This window comes from Siphonobacter aquaeclarae, assembly GCF_900103285.1.
Classification (GTDB): Bacteria; Bacteroidota; Bacteroidia; order Cytophagales; family Spirosomataceae; genus Siphonobacter; species Siphonobacter aquaeclarae.
This window is the reverse complement of record NZ_FNGS01000001.1, coordinates 194273-209580: the sequence shown is the minus strand read 5'-3', so window position 1 is coordinate 209580 and position 15308 is coordinate 194273. Positions and strand designations below refer to the sequence as shown.

Sequence of the window (15308 nt, the reverse complement as noted above, 5' to 3'; positions counted from 1 at the left end):
TTTTGGTACGGCGGCCTGCGCCGCCGTACCTCCTTCTTCACTTTACCTTCGCCGAATTATCCCGTTGATCCGGGTCAAGGATGTATCCCATCGGGTCAACCATAACCTGATCGGGGCGCTGCCGGACGACGAGCGACAACCGGGTGCGGTCCTCCGTAATCCGGTACTTCCGGGAGAACAACCGACCGCTGTCACCCGAAACGGCAACCTCCATATCCTCATCGACGGGCAGCTTCCGGCCGTTTTCTTCCTTCCGGGCGCTGATTTCCAGCAGCAGCCGGTAGCTTCCATCGGGTCTGCGTTCGGTTTTCAGTACCCGGATCGACAGGTCATAGGTTGTTTTCTGTTGAAGCAACTCCCGAATCAGTCGTTTTTCGCGTTCGGATGCGCCGACCGTCAGCTCCCGGAGAAGGTCCGCCGGACGTACCCGGCGGCCGGGGTAGCGATACCTGTGTACCAGCTTTTTCAATGCGCGGTTGACCCGGTCCTCGCCCAGGCGCTCGCGCAAGCCGTAAAGCACGAGTCCGCCCTTCTGGTATTCGACATAAAGCTGGTCGGATGACCGGGTGAGCGGCTTTTCATCGTCTTCCCGCATGCCGAAGTAGAAATTGTTGTCCCGTTTCAGGTAGGTACTCAGCTGCTCGCGGCCGGTAAAGCGCTCTGTGATCACCGCCTCGGCATATTTCGCCAGGGACTCTGTCAGCAAACCGTCTCCCGGACCGCCCACCGGCGCCATCTGGTGCGGCCACCATTGATGGGAGATTTCGTGCGCGAGGATCGCATAGGCGTGCGGAAAGGCATTTCGGCTGAAATTTCCCAGAAAATTGATGTTTTCAGCCGAAAAAACAGTACCCGGATAGGCCGTCGCCGCGCCCGGATACCGGGGTATTTCTGCTATCGTCAGTTCGGGAAACGGGTAAGGATGAAAAGCTGTATCGGCATATGTGAGCGCGTCTTTCGCTGCTTTCACCAGCATCGGGACGTTGGTTTCATGGCCGGGGTGATAGAAGATCCGTATCCGGGTGGTACCTGCCTGGTCTTCCCGGACTACATACCGGGCCGAACTCAGCGCGCAGCGGAACGGGCCGTCCAGCCGGTACCGGAACACAGGCCTGCCGGCACTATTACCCGTCGAAATCAGCGTTCCGATTGCTACGACGGTCTGACCGGGGTCTGTTGTGACGGTTATATCCTGATGCACAGGATGATACAGGGAATCTGCGGGTATCGGCACCGACTCCTCCGGCAACCCCGCCTTTCGCCTCGCCTGCCGGTCACGCGTTTCGAGGCGGGGATTATAGCCCAGCCAGGGCAGGAATTTTTCCAGCTCGATGTATGATCCGTTCGGTACTACGCTGTGTTCGGCGTCGAATGGTACGTAGCCGGAGCGGTCCGCTTCCATCGAAAAACGAAGCGTCAGCTCCCTTCCCGGCAAGAGGGGGCGCGACAGGCGGAGAAAGTGCTGGTTGCCCTCCGTCCGGTCGCTGAAACGCTCCGAAAGCGTGATTTCCGTCGTCATCGTTCCGGGATCCGTTCCCACCCAAATCTGGCTAAGCGGCTTATCGCTTTCGTTTCGGAGACGATAGGTGCCGCGGACGCGGTACTTTCGTTCGGACGGAAATAGGTCTACCGCCAGCTGCGTGGCCTGAATCACCGGCTGCGCGGCCAGTCCCAGGCGTTTGTATCGCTTTTCATAACTAATGCCCTGATTGATAAGCGACTGCTGGCTTTGGTACGTCGGCGCCAGGCGTTGGTACAAGGCTACGCCGGTTCCGGCCCAGGTACAGAGCGCCAGTATCAGCAAAAATTTCAAGGATCGGGAAAAAACCGGGCGGCGCTTTCCCCACCAGGCGGCGGTCAGTATTCCGATGGAAGCCGCCGCCGCACCCCAGTATAGCATGTATCCGTCGAAAGCGTCGGCATAGTGTCCCCAGCCGCTCATTTCCGAATAATACAGCTCCGGTGGTGTCGCATACCGGAGCAGCGGATGTTCGAGACCTATCCTCCGGCTGAACAATACCAGCGCCATCACCAGCAATCCCAGTACCAGGCCGAGGTATCGATTGGGCGTAATTGCCTGAACAAACAACAGTAACACCGTTACATACAGCAGCGGCAGACCGCCGTAACAGGCCAGACTCAGGTACGTACAAGGTTGCAGATCGGTGTATCCCGCGGCGAGCTGAGAGGCCACGCCGGTTATGGCCGTCGCGCCGATCAGTACCAGTATCAGCAGTGCCAGCACTGTCATTTTTGAGGCCCAGAGCAGGCTGCCGGCGACGGGCGTCGCCGTGAGTATATCCGAAAAACGCACCTGCCGATCGCTCCAGACCATTTCCGAACTGAAAAAGAGCAATACCGGCAGGGCGAGGCGAAAAGCGCGGACTTCTTCCACCAACAGGCCGGTTGTCGGTAATAAACGCATTCCGTACGGACCTCCATACCACGCATCCTGCAACTCCACCGCATACAGAAACACCCACAGCAGGAGCATGACCCAGAAAGGAATCTGCCGGAATAACAGTCTGATTTCGAGTTCCAAACGCGCCCAAAAAACCCAGCAATACCAGGATATTCCGGTTGCCTGAACCGGTATCAGGCGATAGACGGCGGGCGCAGCCGCTTCCTGCATTTTCTTTTTTTCCGGGGACGATATTGGCAGCCGGAACGGGAAACGGCGGTATGTAACGAAAAGCACGACCGCCGAAAAGCCGGTCCACACCGCCCGATTCCACCCGAAAGCGCCGGAAAGGCCGTATAGCTCGCTGTTTTTCCGGGATACCGTCCACAACCGTGTATCGCCGAAAAACGACGACAGACCAAAGGGATCGCCCAGCAATGGCCAGATATTCTGCGGCCCGTCTTTCAGTGGCGAACCGGCGATCAGCGGCGAGCCGCCCAGTATCGATCCCGTCAGGTAGAGAATATAGAGCAGCACGCCCGTCACATATACCGACCGTTCGCTCCGCGAAAACAGCGCCACGGCAAACAGAAGCGACACAATCACCAGAACATTCGGTACTCCGAATACTACCAGCGGATGCAGAAACCAACCTGCCACGTAAGGCCCCTGCACCTCATGCTCCTGTATCAGGCAGCCGGTTGCCACTCCTGCCAGGGATACCGTGAGTATCGCAAAAACAGCCAGCCACAAACCCGACAGCCGGCTCAGGAAGTAGTCTGACCGGCGCAGGGATGTCGAAAACAGCAGCGGTTCCATCCGGTACCTCACATCGCGGAGGCATACGTTAGCAGTAAAAATCGTCGCCGCAAAAACCGTCGTCAGCGACAGCAGCCCCGTCAGCATTCCCAGGACGTAGGGAGCGTTTTTGTGGGCGTCGCCGAACCGCCCGAACGACATCCCGATACCAAGCAGAAAAAAGACGACCAGCGCTACCCGAAACGACGCCTGCCGGCTGTGGTACCGGAGTTCAAAAAGCCAGGCATTTTTCCTCACGCGGCACCTCCCCGCCGGCCCGCCAGCGCTGAAAAGTAAACGTCTTCCAGGCCCGGAGCAACCGGCTCAAAACCGGATTCCGGTCGTTCGGATGCGAGTACGTGTACCTGAATCTTTCCTTCGCGAAGGCGCTCGGACAGGACAGCAAACGACTGCCGGTAGTGTTCCGCTTCATCGCGGTGAACGGATTTTCGCCAGACCGTTCCGGCCAATTGCTCCCGGAGCGTTGCCGGGCGACCGCGCAGGATCACCCTGCCCTGCGCCAGAACGGCCATGTCCTGACAGAGTTCGCTGACGTCTTCGACGATGTGGGTCGATAGCAGCACCACTATTTTTTCTCCGATTTCACCCAAAAGGTCGTGAAACCGGTTCCGTTCTTCGGGATCGAGACCGGCGGTAGGTTCGTCGACGATCACCAGCTTCGGATCGCCGAGCAGGGCCTGGGCAACGCCAAACCGCTGGCGCATTCCGCCTGAGTAGCTGCTGACGGCCCGGTTGCGGACCTCGTACAGGTTGGTGCGCTGTAACAGCGCCAGTACCTGCTCACGCCGGTCGGCGCGGCTGCGGATACCTTTCAGCACCGCCAGGTGATCCAGCAGCTCCACGGCCGTGAAGCGCGGATATACGCCAAAATCCTGCGGCAGGTATCCCAGTTGCCGGCGGAGTGCGAATGGCTCCCGGTGTATGTCGGTTCCTGAAAAAAATACCTTCCCGCTATCCGGTTCCTGAAGCGTGGCGAGGGTACGCATGAGGGACGATTTTCCTGCTCCGTTCGGGCCCAGCAAGCCGAAAAGGCCGGTACCGATCGCCAGCGTGACGTCGTCCAGCGCCCGGACATTGCCGTATTGTTTGGTGAGGTGTTGTATCTGTAAATCAGCCATTGATTGCTTTTTTGGCGCAACCTGGCGGAAGTACTTTTCTCTGTGAATTTTAGATGAGGAAGGTATGAATGAGGCTGATGAACGACCGCGTACCGGGGCCAACCGGAACTACCTTCCTTTCGTCACGAAAACAACTCCCTTTGTCATTCCTTTTTGCCGGAAAGGAAGCTTTCGCCTTGTTTTCGGTCTTTTATGGAAGAGATGAGACGTTTTTTCCTGCGTTTTCTGGACGTCTGGCTGTTTGCCGGTCTGTCGGCGTGGCTGGCCATCGGGCAGACGCTGGAGCAGGAACCGTATACCTGGGCACGGTTTGCCGGCATTCTGCTGCCGCTGTTGGTCGTGCAGCTACCGGTACTGGCAGTTACCGCCGGAAAAGAGTACCTGAAGGAACGGCTGAGCCGGTCCCGGTACCTTGCCGTCCGGGCCGGGTGCTTCCTGGTGGCGCTCCCTGCGCTGACCTATTTCCATCCGGGTACTGCACCCGACGGGTTGTTTGTCCTCGCGGCCTGCCTGAACCTGGCGCTGGAGGGTATCCTCACGGCTTCTGCCTATTTCCGGAACCGGCAGGCGCCAAAGGTATTGCGCATCGGGTTAGACAACGCTATTCTGCTGAGTATTACGCTGGTAGCGGCAGGTCTGGCGGCTATGAGTGTTTCGTCGATGGACGATCCGGCGCACTATCCGGATGGCTTTCTGCTTGTTCATTACCTCTTCGATGGTCCCCTTATCCTCCGGCACTTTGGTATTTTCGTGCAGTTTTTCCTTCAGTTTGAAGTGATGTACCTGGCCGGATATGTGTTTTACCTGCTCAACCGGCATTTTCTCGTTGCCGTTGTCCTGAAAGAAAAAGGCCTGCTGATCTACCTGCTGAGTTTTGCAGCCGTTTTGTCCCTGTTGTACCCGGCAGCTTCCCAACTAATCAAGTCCCTGACGCTCCGGCGGATTTTCGGAGATATCATCGAAAATCCCTTTGTCTTTGAAAATGCGCTGGTTTTCTCCGGCGTCATGCTCGTCAGTCTGCCGGTGGTACTCGCCCTGCAATGGGCGCAGCAAAACGACCGGATCAGTCTGCTCGAACAGGAAAAAACCCGGGCGGAGCTCGACCTGCTCCGGCAGCAGCTCAATCCCCACTTTTTCTTCAATACGCTTAATAACCTGTATTCCCTCACCCTGAAACAATCGCCTGACGCGCCAGAGAGTATCCTTCAGCTCTCCGACCTGATGCGGTATGTCATTTACCGGGGAAAGGAAGAACAGGTCGCCATTCAGGAAGAAGTCCAGTACCTGCGCGACTACCTTCGTTTGCAGCAATTGCGGCTTCGCCTGCCGCTGGCGCTGAAGGTATCCGTTGAGCTGGACGACGAACAGCAGCCCATATCTCCCCTTTTACTGATTGTACCGGTCGAGAATGCCTTCAAACACGGCATCGAGCCGGCTGCGGAATCGGCAAGTCTGACCATTACCCTCCGCTGCCGGAAAGGTCAGCTGTTCTTCCGGTGTGAAAATTCGGTAGAAGAGCAGCCGGGCGAAACGGGGGGAATCGGCCTGGAAAACCTCCGCCGGCGACTGGAACTCCTTTACCCGGGCAAGCACCGCCTGACCACGTCCGCCGGAATAACTACCTTTACGGCTGAACTTTCCCTCGATCTGTGATGCGCTGCCTGATCGTCGACGACGAACCCCTTGCCCACGAGATCATCGGGCAATACCTCGAAGACGTGCCCTTCCTGGAAATCGCCGGGCATTGCTACCGCGCTACCGAAGCGCTGACGTTTCTGAGCGCGCAGCCGGTTGACCTCATTTTTCTCGACATCCGTATGCCCCGGCTCAGCGGCCTGGAGTTTTTACGGACGCTGACGCACCGGCCGCTGGTGATTATTACCTCGGCGTATGAAGAGCATGCGCTGGAGAGTTTTGAGCTGGACGTGTGTGATTACCTCCTGAAACCGTTCCGGTTCGACCGCTTTCTGAAAGCCGTCAACCGCGCGCAGGCAGAGTTTTCCCTCAAACAGCCTGCTGTTTCCGCACCTGCCGCACCAGCAGAATCACTCCGTATTTCTGTCAAATCGGATAAGAAACAGGTGCTGATCGACCTCGACCGCATCCAGTACCTGGAAAGCCTCGGCAACTATGTCAAAATCTGGGAGGACGGCCATTTCACGCTGACACCCAGGACATTGACCAGCTTTGAAACCCAGCTACCCGGAGATACTTTCATTCGTATTCACAAGTCTTTTCTGCTCAACCGGCATTTTGTTCATTTCATCGAAGGAAATACCATTCACCTGAAAAACGGGCGCGAACTGCCTGTCGGAAAGAACTTCCGGCACGTCCTCAAAAGCCTGAGCTAGCGGCTGTAGGTTTGAATCCACCGGACCAGCGTGCGGGCCATGTGCTGTGCGGCCTCGGGCGTGGTACCTTCTCCGCCGTGGCCGCCGTTGGGGAGGACGATCAGTTCCGAGGGTATCTGTCTTTCCTGTAACAATTGATACATTATTTCTGATTGCCCAACGGGAACGATCGGGTCTGCGCCGCCGTGCATCAGCAGCGTAGGCTTGTAGTCGGGCCCGTGGCAGGGGCTCGCTTCCCGATAGCCGGCCGGCAGGTTGGGCGGCGTCCACGGGTCGCCGGTGATGAGCGGCAGCAGGCCCTGTAAATCAGACGGTTTGACTTTGGAAAGCGTGCGGAGATCGTCCAGGCAGGTCGGCCCGCCGAGAGATGTTACCGCCGAAATCACGTTTCGCCTGTCATACTTGTAAGCATACAGCAGTGCCAGGTGCCCGCCGGCGCTTCCGCCCCAGAAAACGTAGCGGTCTTTCCGGATGCCCCATTCGTCTGCCTTGCGCAGCAGCATACTCACGGCGCTGTCCATATCCGCCATGATTTCGTGGTAATGCCGCTGCGGAGTAGCCAGGCGGTAGTTGATGTTGACGATGTTGATTCCCTGCGGAAGGAGAAAATCCCGCATGAAATGGCAGGCGGTCTTGTCTCCGTTCATCCATCCCCCGCCGTGAACAAGGATAACCAGCGGCGTCTGGGTCGTCCGGTTCGCGACGAGGTACACGTCCATTTTCTGAAGGGAATCCGGGCCGTAGGCAAGATCTGTCAAGGTTTGAGCCTGCTGCGCCCCCGCCGGGCGGAGCAACAGTCCGAAAAAAAGCAAAAGGAGGTATCGCATGGGAATCAGGGTTTCATTTTTCCGTAAACCGGCAGGTGGACGGTGACGATGGCTTTTCGCCGGAGCGAGTCGAGCCGGAATCGATAGTTGGAAGCTCCGCCGAGCCGGTCGGCCAGGGTATTTTCCAGGTTACTCAGCAGGTACTTTTCATAGCCGGAAAAAGTTAAAACCGTCGGGCCAAATAGGATCTCCCGGGCAACGACTGCTTTGCGGCGGCGTTCGTTTTCAGCCTGCCAGGCTTCCCTGCGTTTCAAATACCCGGCATCAGCGATAACACCCATACTTTCAGCCAGTTGCATTTTCAAATACTGATCAGCAAGCTGTTTCCGGGCCGAATCCCGGAGTACCTCCAGCGGCGTGGTACCATCGTACGAATGCGTCCAGAAATCATCAGCGTAGCCGGACGCTTTTTCCCGCTGAAAATACCCGATTACCACCGCCCGGTTTTGTTCCATACGGGCGAGGAATTCCTCCTGCCCGATGGCATCTCCGTTGATGGTGAGTACCGGCTCGTCGACCGGCGCCCCGCAGGCGGCCAGCAGCCAGCATAGTGCGGCCGCCTGCAGGTGGTTCCGTCGTTTCTGCATTCGCTAGTTCAGGTGGGTAATGGTTACTTTTCCGATTTGCGTACCCCAGCTTGAGGCGTCGGAAAGTTCGATTTTGAGGTAGTGGTTGCCGGCTGGCACCGCTCCGGAGAACGTCGTTTTGGACCAGCCATTGGCTATCAGCACGGGTGCGGTATAGGAGGAAGAGAGTAGCGTCCAGGTCGTTCCGTCAGCCGAAGCATAGTACTTCACCTTGCTCAGGTCCGTCGAAAACTCGTGAATATCAGCGCTGAACGACGTCAGGTTGCTCAGGTTGTAGGTGATGTACCCGATACTGCCGGAGCTGCGCGTCACCCGCGAATTATCGCCTCCGAAATACGCCGGGTTGGATGCGTCGAGCTGGATATTGGTACTGCGCGACGAGACCAGCGAAAAATTATCCAGCGGATCGGTGACGGTTTCGGGCGTGGTACCCGCCGGTCCGCCTGCTACCTGATGCGCCCCGCGCGAAGGGTAGTACCCCGCCGTGATGGTATTGCCGAAGTAATCCAGCCCGCCATTATTCGCGATCACTTTCCCGGAACCTGCCGCCGGAGAGCCGCTGCCGAGCAGGTAGCCGGCAACGGTTGAGCGTCCCGTCCCTCCGCTGCCCGGATTGGCCAGCAGGGGATTGGAAGTAAGTTTATGGGCATCCGCCGGCTCCGTAGCCGGGTGGTTTCCGTAAAACAGGTTGTAGTCAAACGTCCCGTTCGGTCCCGGAATCTGGTACCCGCCGGAGCCGAGGTTGTAGACGATGTTGTTCCGGAAGGAGAACGGCTGCGTCATGTCCATATCCCAGGAATGTTCGATAATGTTTGTCGCCAAACCACTCCCGATGTAGAACGTATTGTTGTAAACAGCCGAATTCGGTGCGATTCCTCCCGCAAAATTGATGATACGCGTCTTATCGTTCTGACTGATATTGTAGCGAACCACAGCGCCGGAAGTACCGACATACACGCCGGGCTGTGTCCGGGCATCGATCAGCAGAATAAAACCGCCTTCGTTGTCGTGGCTATAGTTGTACTGGACGATGCAATTCGTTGCATCCATGTCAATATCAAAGCCCTGGCCGTCAACATTGTCCAGCAGCGCTTTCGTGTTGTAGGCTTCGTTATACTGGCTGATACAGTCGCTGCCGCGCGTCGACCAGATCGCACAGGAGCCGTTGAACTGGCCGGATTCAGCGTAGTTGCCGCAGGTATTGGCGACGTTGTATTCGAGCAGCGCGCCGTTGCAGCCGAACGTGAGAATACCGTCGCTGTCGATGTACTCCACGGTATTCTGGCGGACCTTGACGCGGGTCGAAGCGAAGTTGCTGCCGTTCCATACATTATCCCACACCACAATACCCGTCCGCCCCGAATTCGACACGGTATTTCCTTCAATCACCACATAATCAAACTTGTCTGTACCCGCAGAGCCGGTGACGTTGACGGCGATACCCCCGTTGAGGTGCGGATCAATATACCCCGTGACCCACTTGAAGGAGCCGGTGACGTGGTGTACGTAGTTATTCCGGATGATGATGTTGGAAAGGGTCCCGCCGCCGTTGTTTTCCACCTGAATACCCCAGCGGTAGACATCGCTCCGGCTCGCCGCCGTATTTGTGATTTCGAGGTTTTCGATGACCCAGTTCTGCTGATTTTTGAGGTATACCGCGGCTCCGGTGATCCCACCTGCGCTGATGAGCGGCTTACTCCCGGTTCCGTACGACCCCAGTGTGATGGGGTTATCCGTCCCGCCGTTGCCGAGCGGATGCAACTGTCCGGTCCATACTCCTCCGCTTTTGAGCAATATCTTGTCTCCGGCGGCAAAGGTGATCGTGTTGACGTTGGTAAACGTTTTCCAGGCGGCTCCTTCGCTCGTTCCGGCGTTGGTATCGCTGCCGTTTTGTGAGTCGACGTAATAGGTCGTGTTGCCCGTCGAGTTTGTCGGCGGCGTTACTGGCGGGTTGCAGCCTGTCGCGAGCGCGAGCAGGCACAGGAAAGCGGCGGTCTTTTTCATCGATCAGTAACCGGGGTTTTGTTGGAGGTTTTTGTTCTTGTTGAGTTCAGCGAGGTTGATGGGCATGAGGTAATGTTTCGGCAGGAATACCTGTTTCGGGAGAGTCGACAGCTCAAACGGGGTGAACGTGCGTTTCCCTGCCGCGTCGACGGTGATTTTCATGCCATGGAAGTACTTGTCGTGCAATACTTCCTCTGCTTTTTTCCACCGGCGTAGGTCCCAGAACCGATGGCCTTCAAAAGCCAGTTCTACTTTGCGTTCCTGCATGATCCGGTCGGTTACCTGCTGTTTGCTCAATCCGGCGGGCAGGGCGGGCAGACCGCCGTGGGTACGCCGAACCTGGTTAATCGCCTCAAGCACAGAGGCATCCGGACCTGCCGCCTGGTTCTGCGCTTCGGCATAGTTGAGCAGTACTTCCCCGAGGCGCAGTTCTTTCCAGGAAACCTTGCTTCCGTTGAAATCGAGCTCCACAAAGGGGATCGCTTCGTCGATAAACTTGCGGATATAGTAACCGGTGACGGTACGCCCTTCGAGGCCGAGCCCGTCGTCCGGCACCAGCGCGGCGGTGCGGATGGTCTTACCTTTCAGGACTGCTCCGTCGTACACAATACTGGCAGCGAAACGTTTATCGCGGTTGACATAGGGGTTCTGCGGGTCGTAGCCGGATGTCGGGTCGGTGATCGCTTTTCCGTTCAGCATTTCGTAGGAATCGACGGCTTCCTGCGTCGGAAGTGTCTGCGATCCCCAACCGTTGTCGATACTCGGCGGCAGAAACAGGTTATCAAACGCATGCCCTTTGTTTGTCCCGTTGAACATCACCTCGAAGATGACTTCCCGGTTACCGCCCCGGGACTGAAACAGGGCGTTGTAATCCGGGTCGAGCAGGTAGCTGCCACTGTCGATTACTTTCTTCGATGCAGCGGCCGACTCCGCATATTTTCCTGCGAAAAGCAATACCCGCCCGTTGAGCGCCCAGCAGGCTTCGCGCGTCACCCGGCCAAGCTCCAGGCTCGCCAGTGCCTTGACGGAAGGTACCAGCTCCGCGCAGGCGTTCAGTTCGGCTGCAACAAAAGCATACACATCGGCGGCGGCCGTACGCGGCACGAGAAGGTTATCGAGGTTATCGAACGATTGCAGGTCTTTCACCAGCGGAACATCGCCGTACCGGCGGACGAGATCGAAGTACAGGAACGCGCGGACAAAGCGGGCTTCGGCGGTGATGCGGCTCTTCCAGGTTTCGTCCAATGTGCTGGTTTTCAGGCCGTCGATCAGGTTGTGTACCTTCCGGATCGCCTGGTAGTTGCGGGCCCAGGTTTCGAGCGGGTTGTAGGTCGCCGAAATCAGCCCCGGGATCATGATGCTGTTGCTTTCGTTCCAGATCGAGGGCGATCGCAGCATATCCGTACTGCCGTCAAGCAGGTCGGTAATACCCAAACCGGAAAAGACGTTCTGGCCCTCCGTCTGGTATAAACCATAGCCTACCGGCATGTAGTCGTAAATGTGGTAAAGGTAGGCCTCCGTGAGGGCTTTGTCTTTGAAAACGGCATCGCTGGAGATGATATCGAGGGGTTTGCGGTCCAGAAAATCATTCCGGCACGAAGCCAGCAGCAGGGTCGAAGCCAGCAGGCAGATAAAGGTCTTTTTCATCGCGTTAGAATTCCAGCTGGACGCCGAGGTTATAGGTTTTCATCTGCGGATAGTAGTAGGATTTTGAGCCGGGCTCGATATTCGGCGCTTCCGGGTCAAAGTCTTTCATCTTCGAGAAGGTCAGGAGGTTATTTCCGGAAGCGAAGACCCGCAGGTTTCCGAAGCCTGCCTTTTTGATTGCCGCAAAGCGGTTGAAGGAATAAGCCAGTTCCAGGTTCCGGAGCCTCATATACGTTGCGTTATAGAGCCAGAAGGAGGACGACTCCCGGTTATTCTGCTTCAGCCCGGCATACAGCCGCGGGAAGCGGGCATTGGGGTTTTCCGGCGTCCAGGAATCCTTGAACATCGCCAGGGCGTTGGATTCCAGGTTGAACGGGTCATAGCGGAGAAACTGCTGGAAGCCCGTCGCGCCCTGAAAATTGGCCGTCAGGTCAAACCCGGCATAGCTGACCGACAGGTTGAAACCGAATACCAAACGAGGGATGTCACTTTTGCCGACTTTATGGATGTCTTTTCCATCAATGATTTTGTCGCCGTTGTAATCGATATACCGAATGTCACCCGTTTTGATCGACTTGTTGCCGTTGCCGTCCTGCACCGGTGCAGCGTTGATTTCTTCCTGCGTCTGAAACAAACCGGCTGATTCCAGCGCAAAAAACTGGTCGAACGGCTGGCCGGTTTTGCGGATACGGGCGTCCACGTCTTTCGGTTCATCCATGAAAATCACCTTGCTGAGGGCATAGGTCATGTTTCCTTCGACAGAAAACCGCACCTTCCGGACCTGGTTCTGATACCGGAGGATGGCTTCAAAGCCTTTGTTGTCGACGATACCGATGTTTTCATACGGCAGCGTCGCGCCGAACGTGGACGGAACAGAAGCATTCCGCGGCAGGAGTATGTCCTTTGTCCGTTTGTAGAAGTAATCCAGCTCGCCGGAGACCTTTCCGTTGAAGAGGCCGAATTCCAGGCCGACATCGGTATTCGTCGCCGTTTCCCAGGTAATATTCGGGTTCGGAATACCGAGATCCGCCAGGCCGGATTGATACGACCCGCCAATCACCGAGCCCGAACCGAACCGAAACCCGCTCAGGTATTGAAAAGCCGCGACGCGATCGTTTCCGAACTGCCCGTATGAGGCCCTGATTTTCAGGTTACTCAGCCATGTGGTACTGCGTAGAAACGGCTCCTCGCTGATCCGCCAGCCTGCCGAGACAGCCGGAAACAGGCCCCAGCGGCGGCCATTGGGAAAGTTAAACGAGCCGTCGTACCGGAAGTTGGCCTGCAACAGGTACCGCTCCCGGTAGTTGTAATTCACCCTACCGACGTAACCCAGGCGGGCCGTCTCCGTCGCCGAGCCGCCATTTTTCTGGTTCAGGTCTGGTCCGGCAAACAGCTGGTCTATCGCCGGAGAGATGTACTGCACGCGCGACGCCTGCAGGTTCTGGTAGGCATAATGAATACGTTCGGTCAGGAGCAACGCCGAAATACCGTGGTTGCCGAAGGTACGGTCGTAGTTGAGGGATACCTGGAGCGTTGAGCGGGCGTCCTGCGCCGTTCCTTCCGACAAATTAGTCCCTCCCCCGCTCTGGAAGGCGGTGTATTTGCTGATCGCCCGGTCGAACACGTAGTAGGTATACGGCGTATTGAAGGTTTTGGCGGCGGAGAAAAACCGGTCGTACGAAAACCGCATATTCGCCGAAAGTCCCTTCACAAAAGGAGCGGCATAAGTAGCCTGAAGCGTTCCCTGGAACACGTCGTTCGTGGTTTTGGAGTACCCGGATTGCTGTGTCAGGCCAATCGGGGACAGCCCCTGCCCGTTGGAACCCAGACCGCCCACCGCGATGCTGTCGGGCGTATAGGGCCGTTCGGTCGGTTTGGAATTGATCAGGGTCGTGAAGATGCCGTCGCCGATGGCCGACTGGCTCAGCAGTTCATGCCGGGCGCCGATATCCAGGCTCACGCGAAAATCCTTCGTGACCTGATTATCCAGGTTCACCCGCAGGTTATAGCGCTTGAAATCAGATAGTTCATAGAGTCCGTTCTGGTTGAGAACACCCAGGGACACGAAGTATTTGGTACCCTCCGACTTCCCCCCGCTCAACGTCAGGTTATGCTGTTGGATAGCGGCGCGCTTGCGGAGGACAGTACCCCACCAATCCGTTGAAGGCAGCGCGCCCGTGCGGAATTTTTCGACATCTGCGTCCGAAAACCGGGGTACATCGCCCAGGTTTACCTTTGCCCTGTTCAGGTATGTCGCGTACTCATACGCATTCATGACATGAGGCACGCGCGTGGGCATCTGAAAACCCGTCGATCCGGTATAGCTGATTTTGGTTTTACCGTCCTTCCCGCGTTTGGTGGTGATCAGAACAACGCCGTTCGCCGCCCGTGCGCCGTATACCGCTGCCGACGCGGCGTCTTTCAAAACCGTCACGCTCTCGATTTCATTGGGATCAAGGCGGCTGAAAGACCGCTCGATACCGTCGACCAGTACCAGTGCGCCGTTGTCTCCGAAGGTACTTTTTCCCCGGACCAGAAACGTCGGATCATCGAACCCGGGCTTGCCACTTTGCTGGGTGGTAATGACTCCGGTCATCTTTCCGGTCAGGGAGTTCGCCAGGTTAGGCGTGGGGGCCTTGGTCAGCGCATCTCCTTTGATGGTTGATACAGAGCCTGTTACGTCTGCTTTCTTCTGTGTACCATAACCCACCACCACGACTTCGTCGAGGGCCCTGTCGGCCGGCGCCATCGTCACCGAAAAGACCGTCTGCGTCGTGATGGCCTGTTCCTGCGTCAGATAGCCTACCGAGGAAAAGACGAGCGTCACCGGCTCTTCGGGTAAGCGGAGGGTAAAGGAGCCGTCTGCACCCGTGGTCGTACCCCGCGTCGTACCCCGGATAGCCACGCTGACGCCGGGAAGCGGGGCGCCGGCCGCGTCCGTGACCGTTCCGCGGAGGGTACGGTCTGCTGCTTCTTCCGGTGCTTCGGGCATAGCGGATGACTCCGCAGGTGGTTCCGGCGTTTTTTCTTCCGGAATTTTCGGTTGGCTCAGGATAATCTGGTCGCCGACAAGCCGGTAGCGGATTTTCATCGGCGCCAGCACGGTCTCAAGTACCTTCCGGAGCGGTTGATTGGTGACGTGTACCGACACCCGTCGTTCCGCCTGCACGGCCTTCGGGCTGTAGACAAACCGGGCGCTGGTATGCTCTTCGAGGAAGGAAAGGACCGTTTTGAGAGACTTGTCTTCCATCCGGATAGTCACCGGCTTATCGAGCAGCTCCTGCCCCGGGGCCGGCAGCGCCCAGGTCATTCCCGCAATCAGAAACACAAACGCCTGCGTAATGGATATTCTCATGACGATCAGCAGCAAATCATGCCGAGTTTTTTTCATAGGTTTGAAAGGCCTTCCAGGGCTGTTTTTGTGAAGCGGTTTTCGTTTGGCAAAAGCACTCCCTTCCGGTCTTATTTGCGGTAAGGCCGGAGCAGGGGATCCGGCCGGCAGTGTTTGCGGCACCGCCGGCCTTCTTTCAGATACAGAGATTTCGCGGGTTGGA

General features: G+C 57.2%; 9 protein-coding genes. 2 read left to right on the top strand and 7 right to left on the bottom strand.

Annotated elements, in window-relative coordinates; translation table 11 throughout:
- Nucleotides 1–37: 37 nt before the first annotated feature.
- Together BLR09_RS00805 and BLR09_RS00800 are read right to left on the bottom strand one after the other, a co-directional pair.
- Nucleotides 38–3457, bottom strand: a complete 3420-nt coding sequence (locus BLR09_RS00805; protein WP_093196544.1) for a M1 family aminopeptidase — start codon at nt 3455–3457, stop codon at nt 38–40.
- Nucleotides 3454–4338, bottom strand: a complete 885-nt coding sequence (locus BLR09_RS00800; RefSeq protein WP_093196542.1) for an ABC transporter ATP-binding protein — start codon at nt 4336–4338, stop codon at nt 3454–3456. The genes BLR09_RS00805 and BLR09_RS00800 overlap by 4 nt, the downstream gene beginning before the upstream one ends.
- Nucleotides 4339–4539: 201 nt before the next feature.
- Between BLR09_RS00800 and BLR09_RS00795 the strand changes: the two genes are divergently transcribed.
- Together BLR09_RS00795 and BLR09_RS00790 are read left to right on the top strand one after the other, a co-directional pair.
- Complete coding sequence (locus BLR09_RS00795; RefSeq protein WP_176785392.1) at nt 4540–5991, top strand: sensor histidine kinase; 1452 nt, start codon at nt 4540–4542, stop codon at nt 5989–5991.
- Nucleotides 5991–6689, top strand: a complete 699-nt coding sequence (locus tag BLR09_RS00790) for a LytR/AlgR family response regulator transcription factor (protein ID WP_093196538.1) — start codon at nt 5991–5993, stop codon at nt 6687–6689. Before BLR09_RS00795 ends, BLR09_RS00790 begins: the two co-directional genes overlap by 1 nt.
- Here BLR09_RS00790 and BLR09_RS00785 read toward each other — a convergent pair.
- From BLR09_RS00785 to BLR09_RS00765, 5 genes are read right to left on the bottom strand one after another with little or no spacing between them, the layout of a single operon-like run.
- Nucleotides 6686–7516 (bottom strand): alpha/beta hydrolase, encoded by an 831-nt coding sequence (locus BLR09_RS00785; protein ID WP_093196536.1) that lies wholly within the window; start codon nt 7514–7516, stop codon nt 6686–6688. The genes BLR09_RS00790 and BLR09_RS00785 overlap by 4 nt on opposite strands.
- Nucleotides 7517–7521: 5 nt before the next feature.
- Nucleotides 7522–8103 carry a hypothetical protein gene (locus BLR09_RS00780; protein WP_093196534.1) on the bottom strand — a complete coding sequence of 194 codons (582 nt, stop codon included), beginning with the start codon at nt 8101–8103 and terminating at the stop codon, nt 7522–7524.
- Nucleotides 8104–8106: 3 nt separating this feature from the next.
- On the bottom strand, nt 8107–10107 hold the full coding sequence (locus tag BLR09_RS00775; RefSeq protein WP_093196532.1) for a right-handed parallel beta-helix repeat-containing protein: 2001 nt from the start codon (nt 10105–10107) through the stop codon (nt 8107–8109).
- A 3-nt stretch (nt 10108–10110) separates the two neighbouring features.
- On the bottom strand, nt 10111–11754 hold the full coding sequence (locus BLR09_RS00770) for a RagB/SusD family nutrient uptake outer membrane protein (RefSeq protein WP_093196531.1): 1644 nt from the start codon (nt 11752–11754) through the stop codon (nt 10111–10113).
- Nucleotides 11755–11758: 4 nt separating this feature from the next.
- Nucleotides 11759–15145: a TonB-dependent receptor gene (locus BLR09_RS00765; RefSeq protein WP_093196530.1), complete on the bottom strand. Its 3387-nt coding sequence runs from the start codon at nt 15143–15145 to the stop codon at nt 11759–11761.
- Nucleotides 15146–15308 lie beyond the last annotated feature (163 nt).

Bases quoted from the DNA above. Each gene is read 5' to 3' on its own strand.
- BLR09_RS00800 (WP_093196542.1), bottom strand. From the start codon at position 4,338: ATGGCTGATTTACAGATACAACACCTCACCAAACAATACGGCAATGTC.
- BLR09_RS00795 (WP_176785392.1), top strand. From the start codon at position 4,540: ATGAGACGTTTTTTCCTGCGTTTTCTGGACGTCTGGCTGTTTGCCGGT.
- BLR09_RS00790 (WP_093196538.1), top strand. From the start codon at position 5,991: ATGCGCTGCCTGATCGTCGACGACGAACCCCTTGCCCACGAGATCATC.
- BLR09_RS00785 (WP_093196536.1), bottom strand. From the start codon at position 7,516: ATGCGATACCTCCTTTTGCTTTTTTTCGGACTGTTGCTCCGCCCGGCG.
- BLR09_RS00780 (WP_093196534.1), bottom strand. From the start codon at position 8,103: ATGCAGAAACGACGGAACCACCTGCAGGCGGCCGCACTATGCTGGCTG.
- BLR09_RS00775 (WP_093196532.1), bottom strand. From the start codon at position 10,107: ATGAAAAAGACCGCCGCTTTCCTGTGCCTGCTCGCGCTCGCGACAGGC.
- BLR09_RS00770 (WP_093196531.1), bottom strand. From the start codon at position 11,754: ATGAAAAAGACCTTTATCTGCCTGCTGGCTTCGACCCTGCTGCTGGCT.
- BLR09_RS00765 (WP_093196530.1), bottom strand. From the start codon at position 15,145: ATGAAAAAAACTCGGCATGATTTGCTGCTGATCGTCATGAGAATATCC.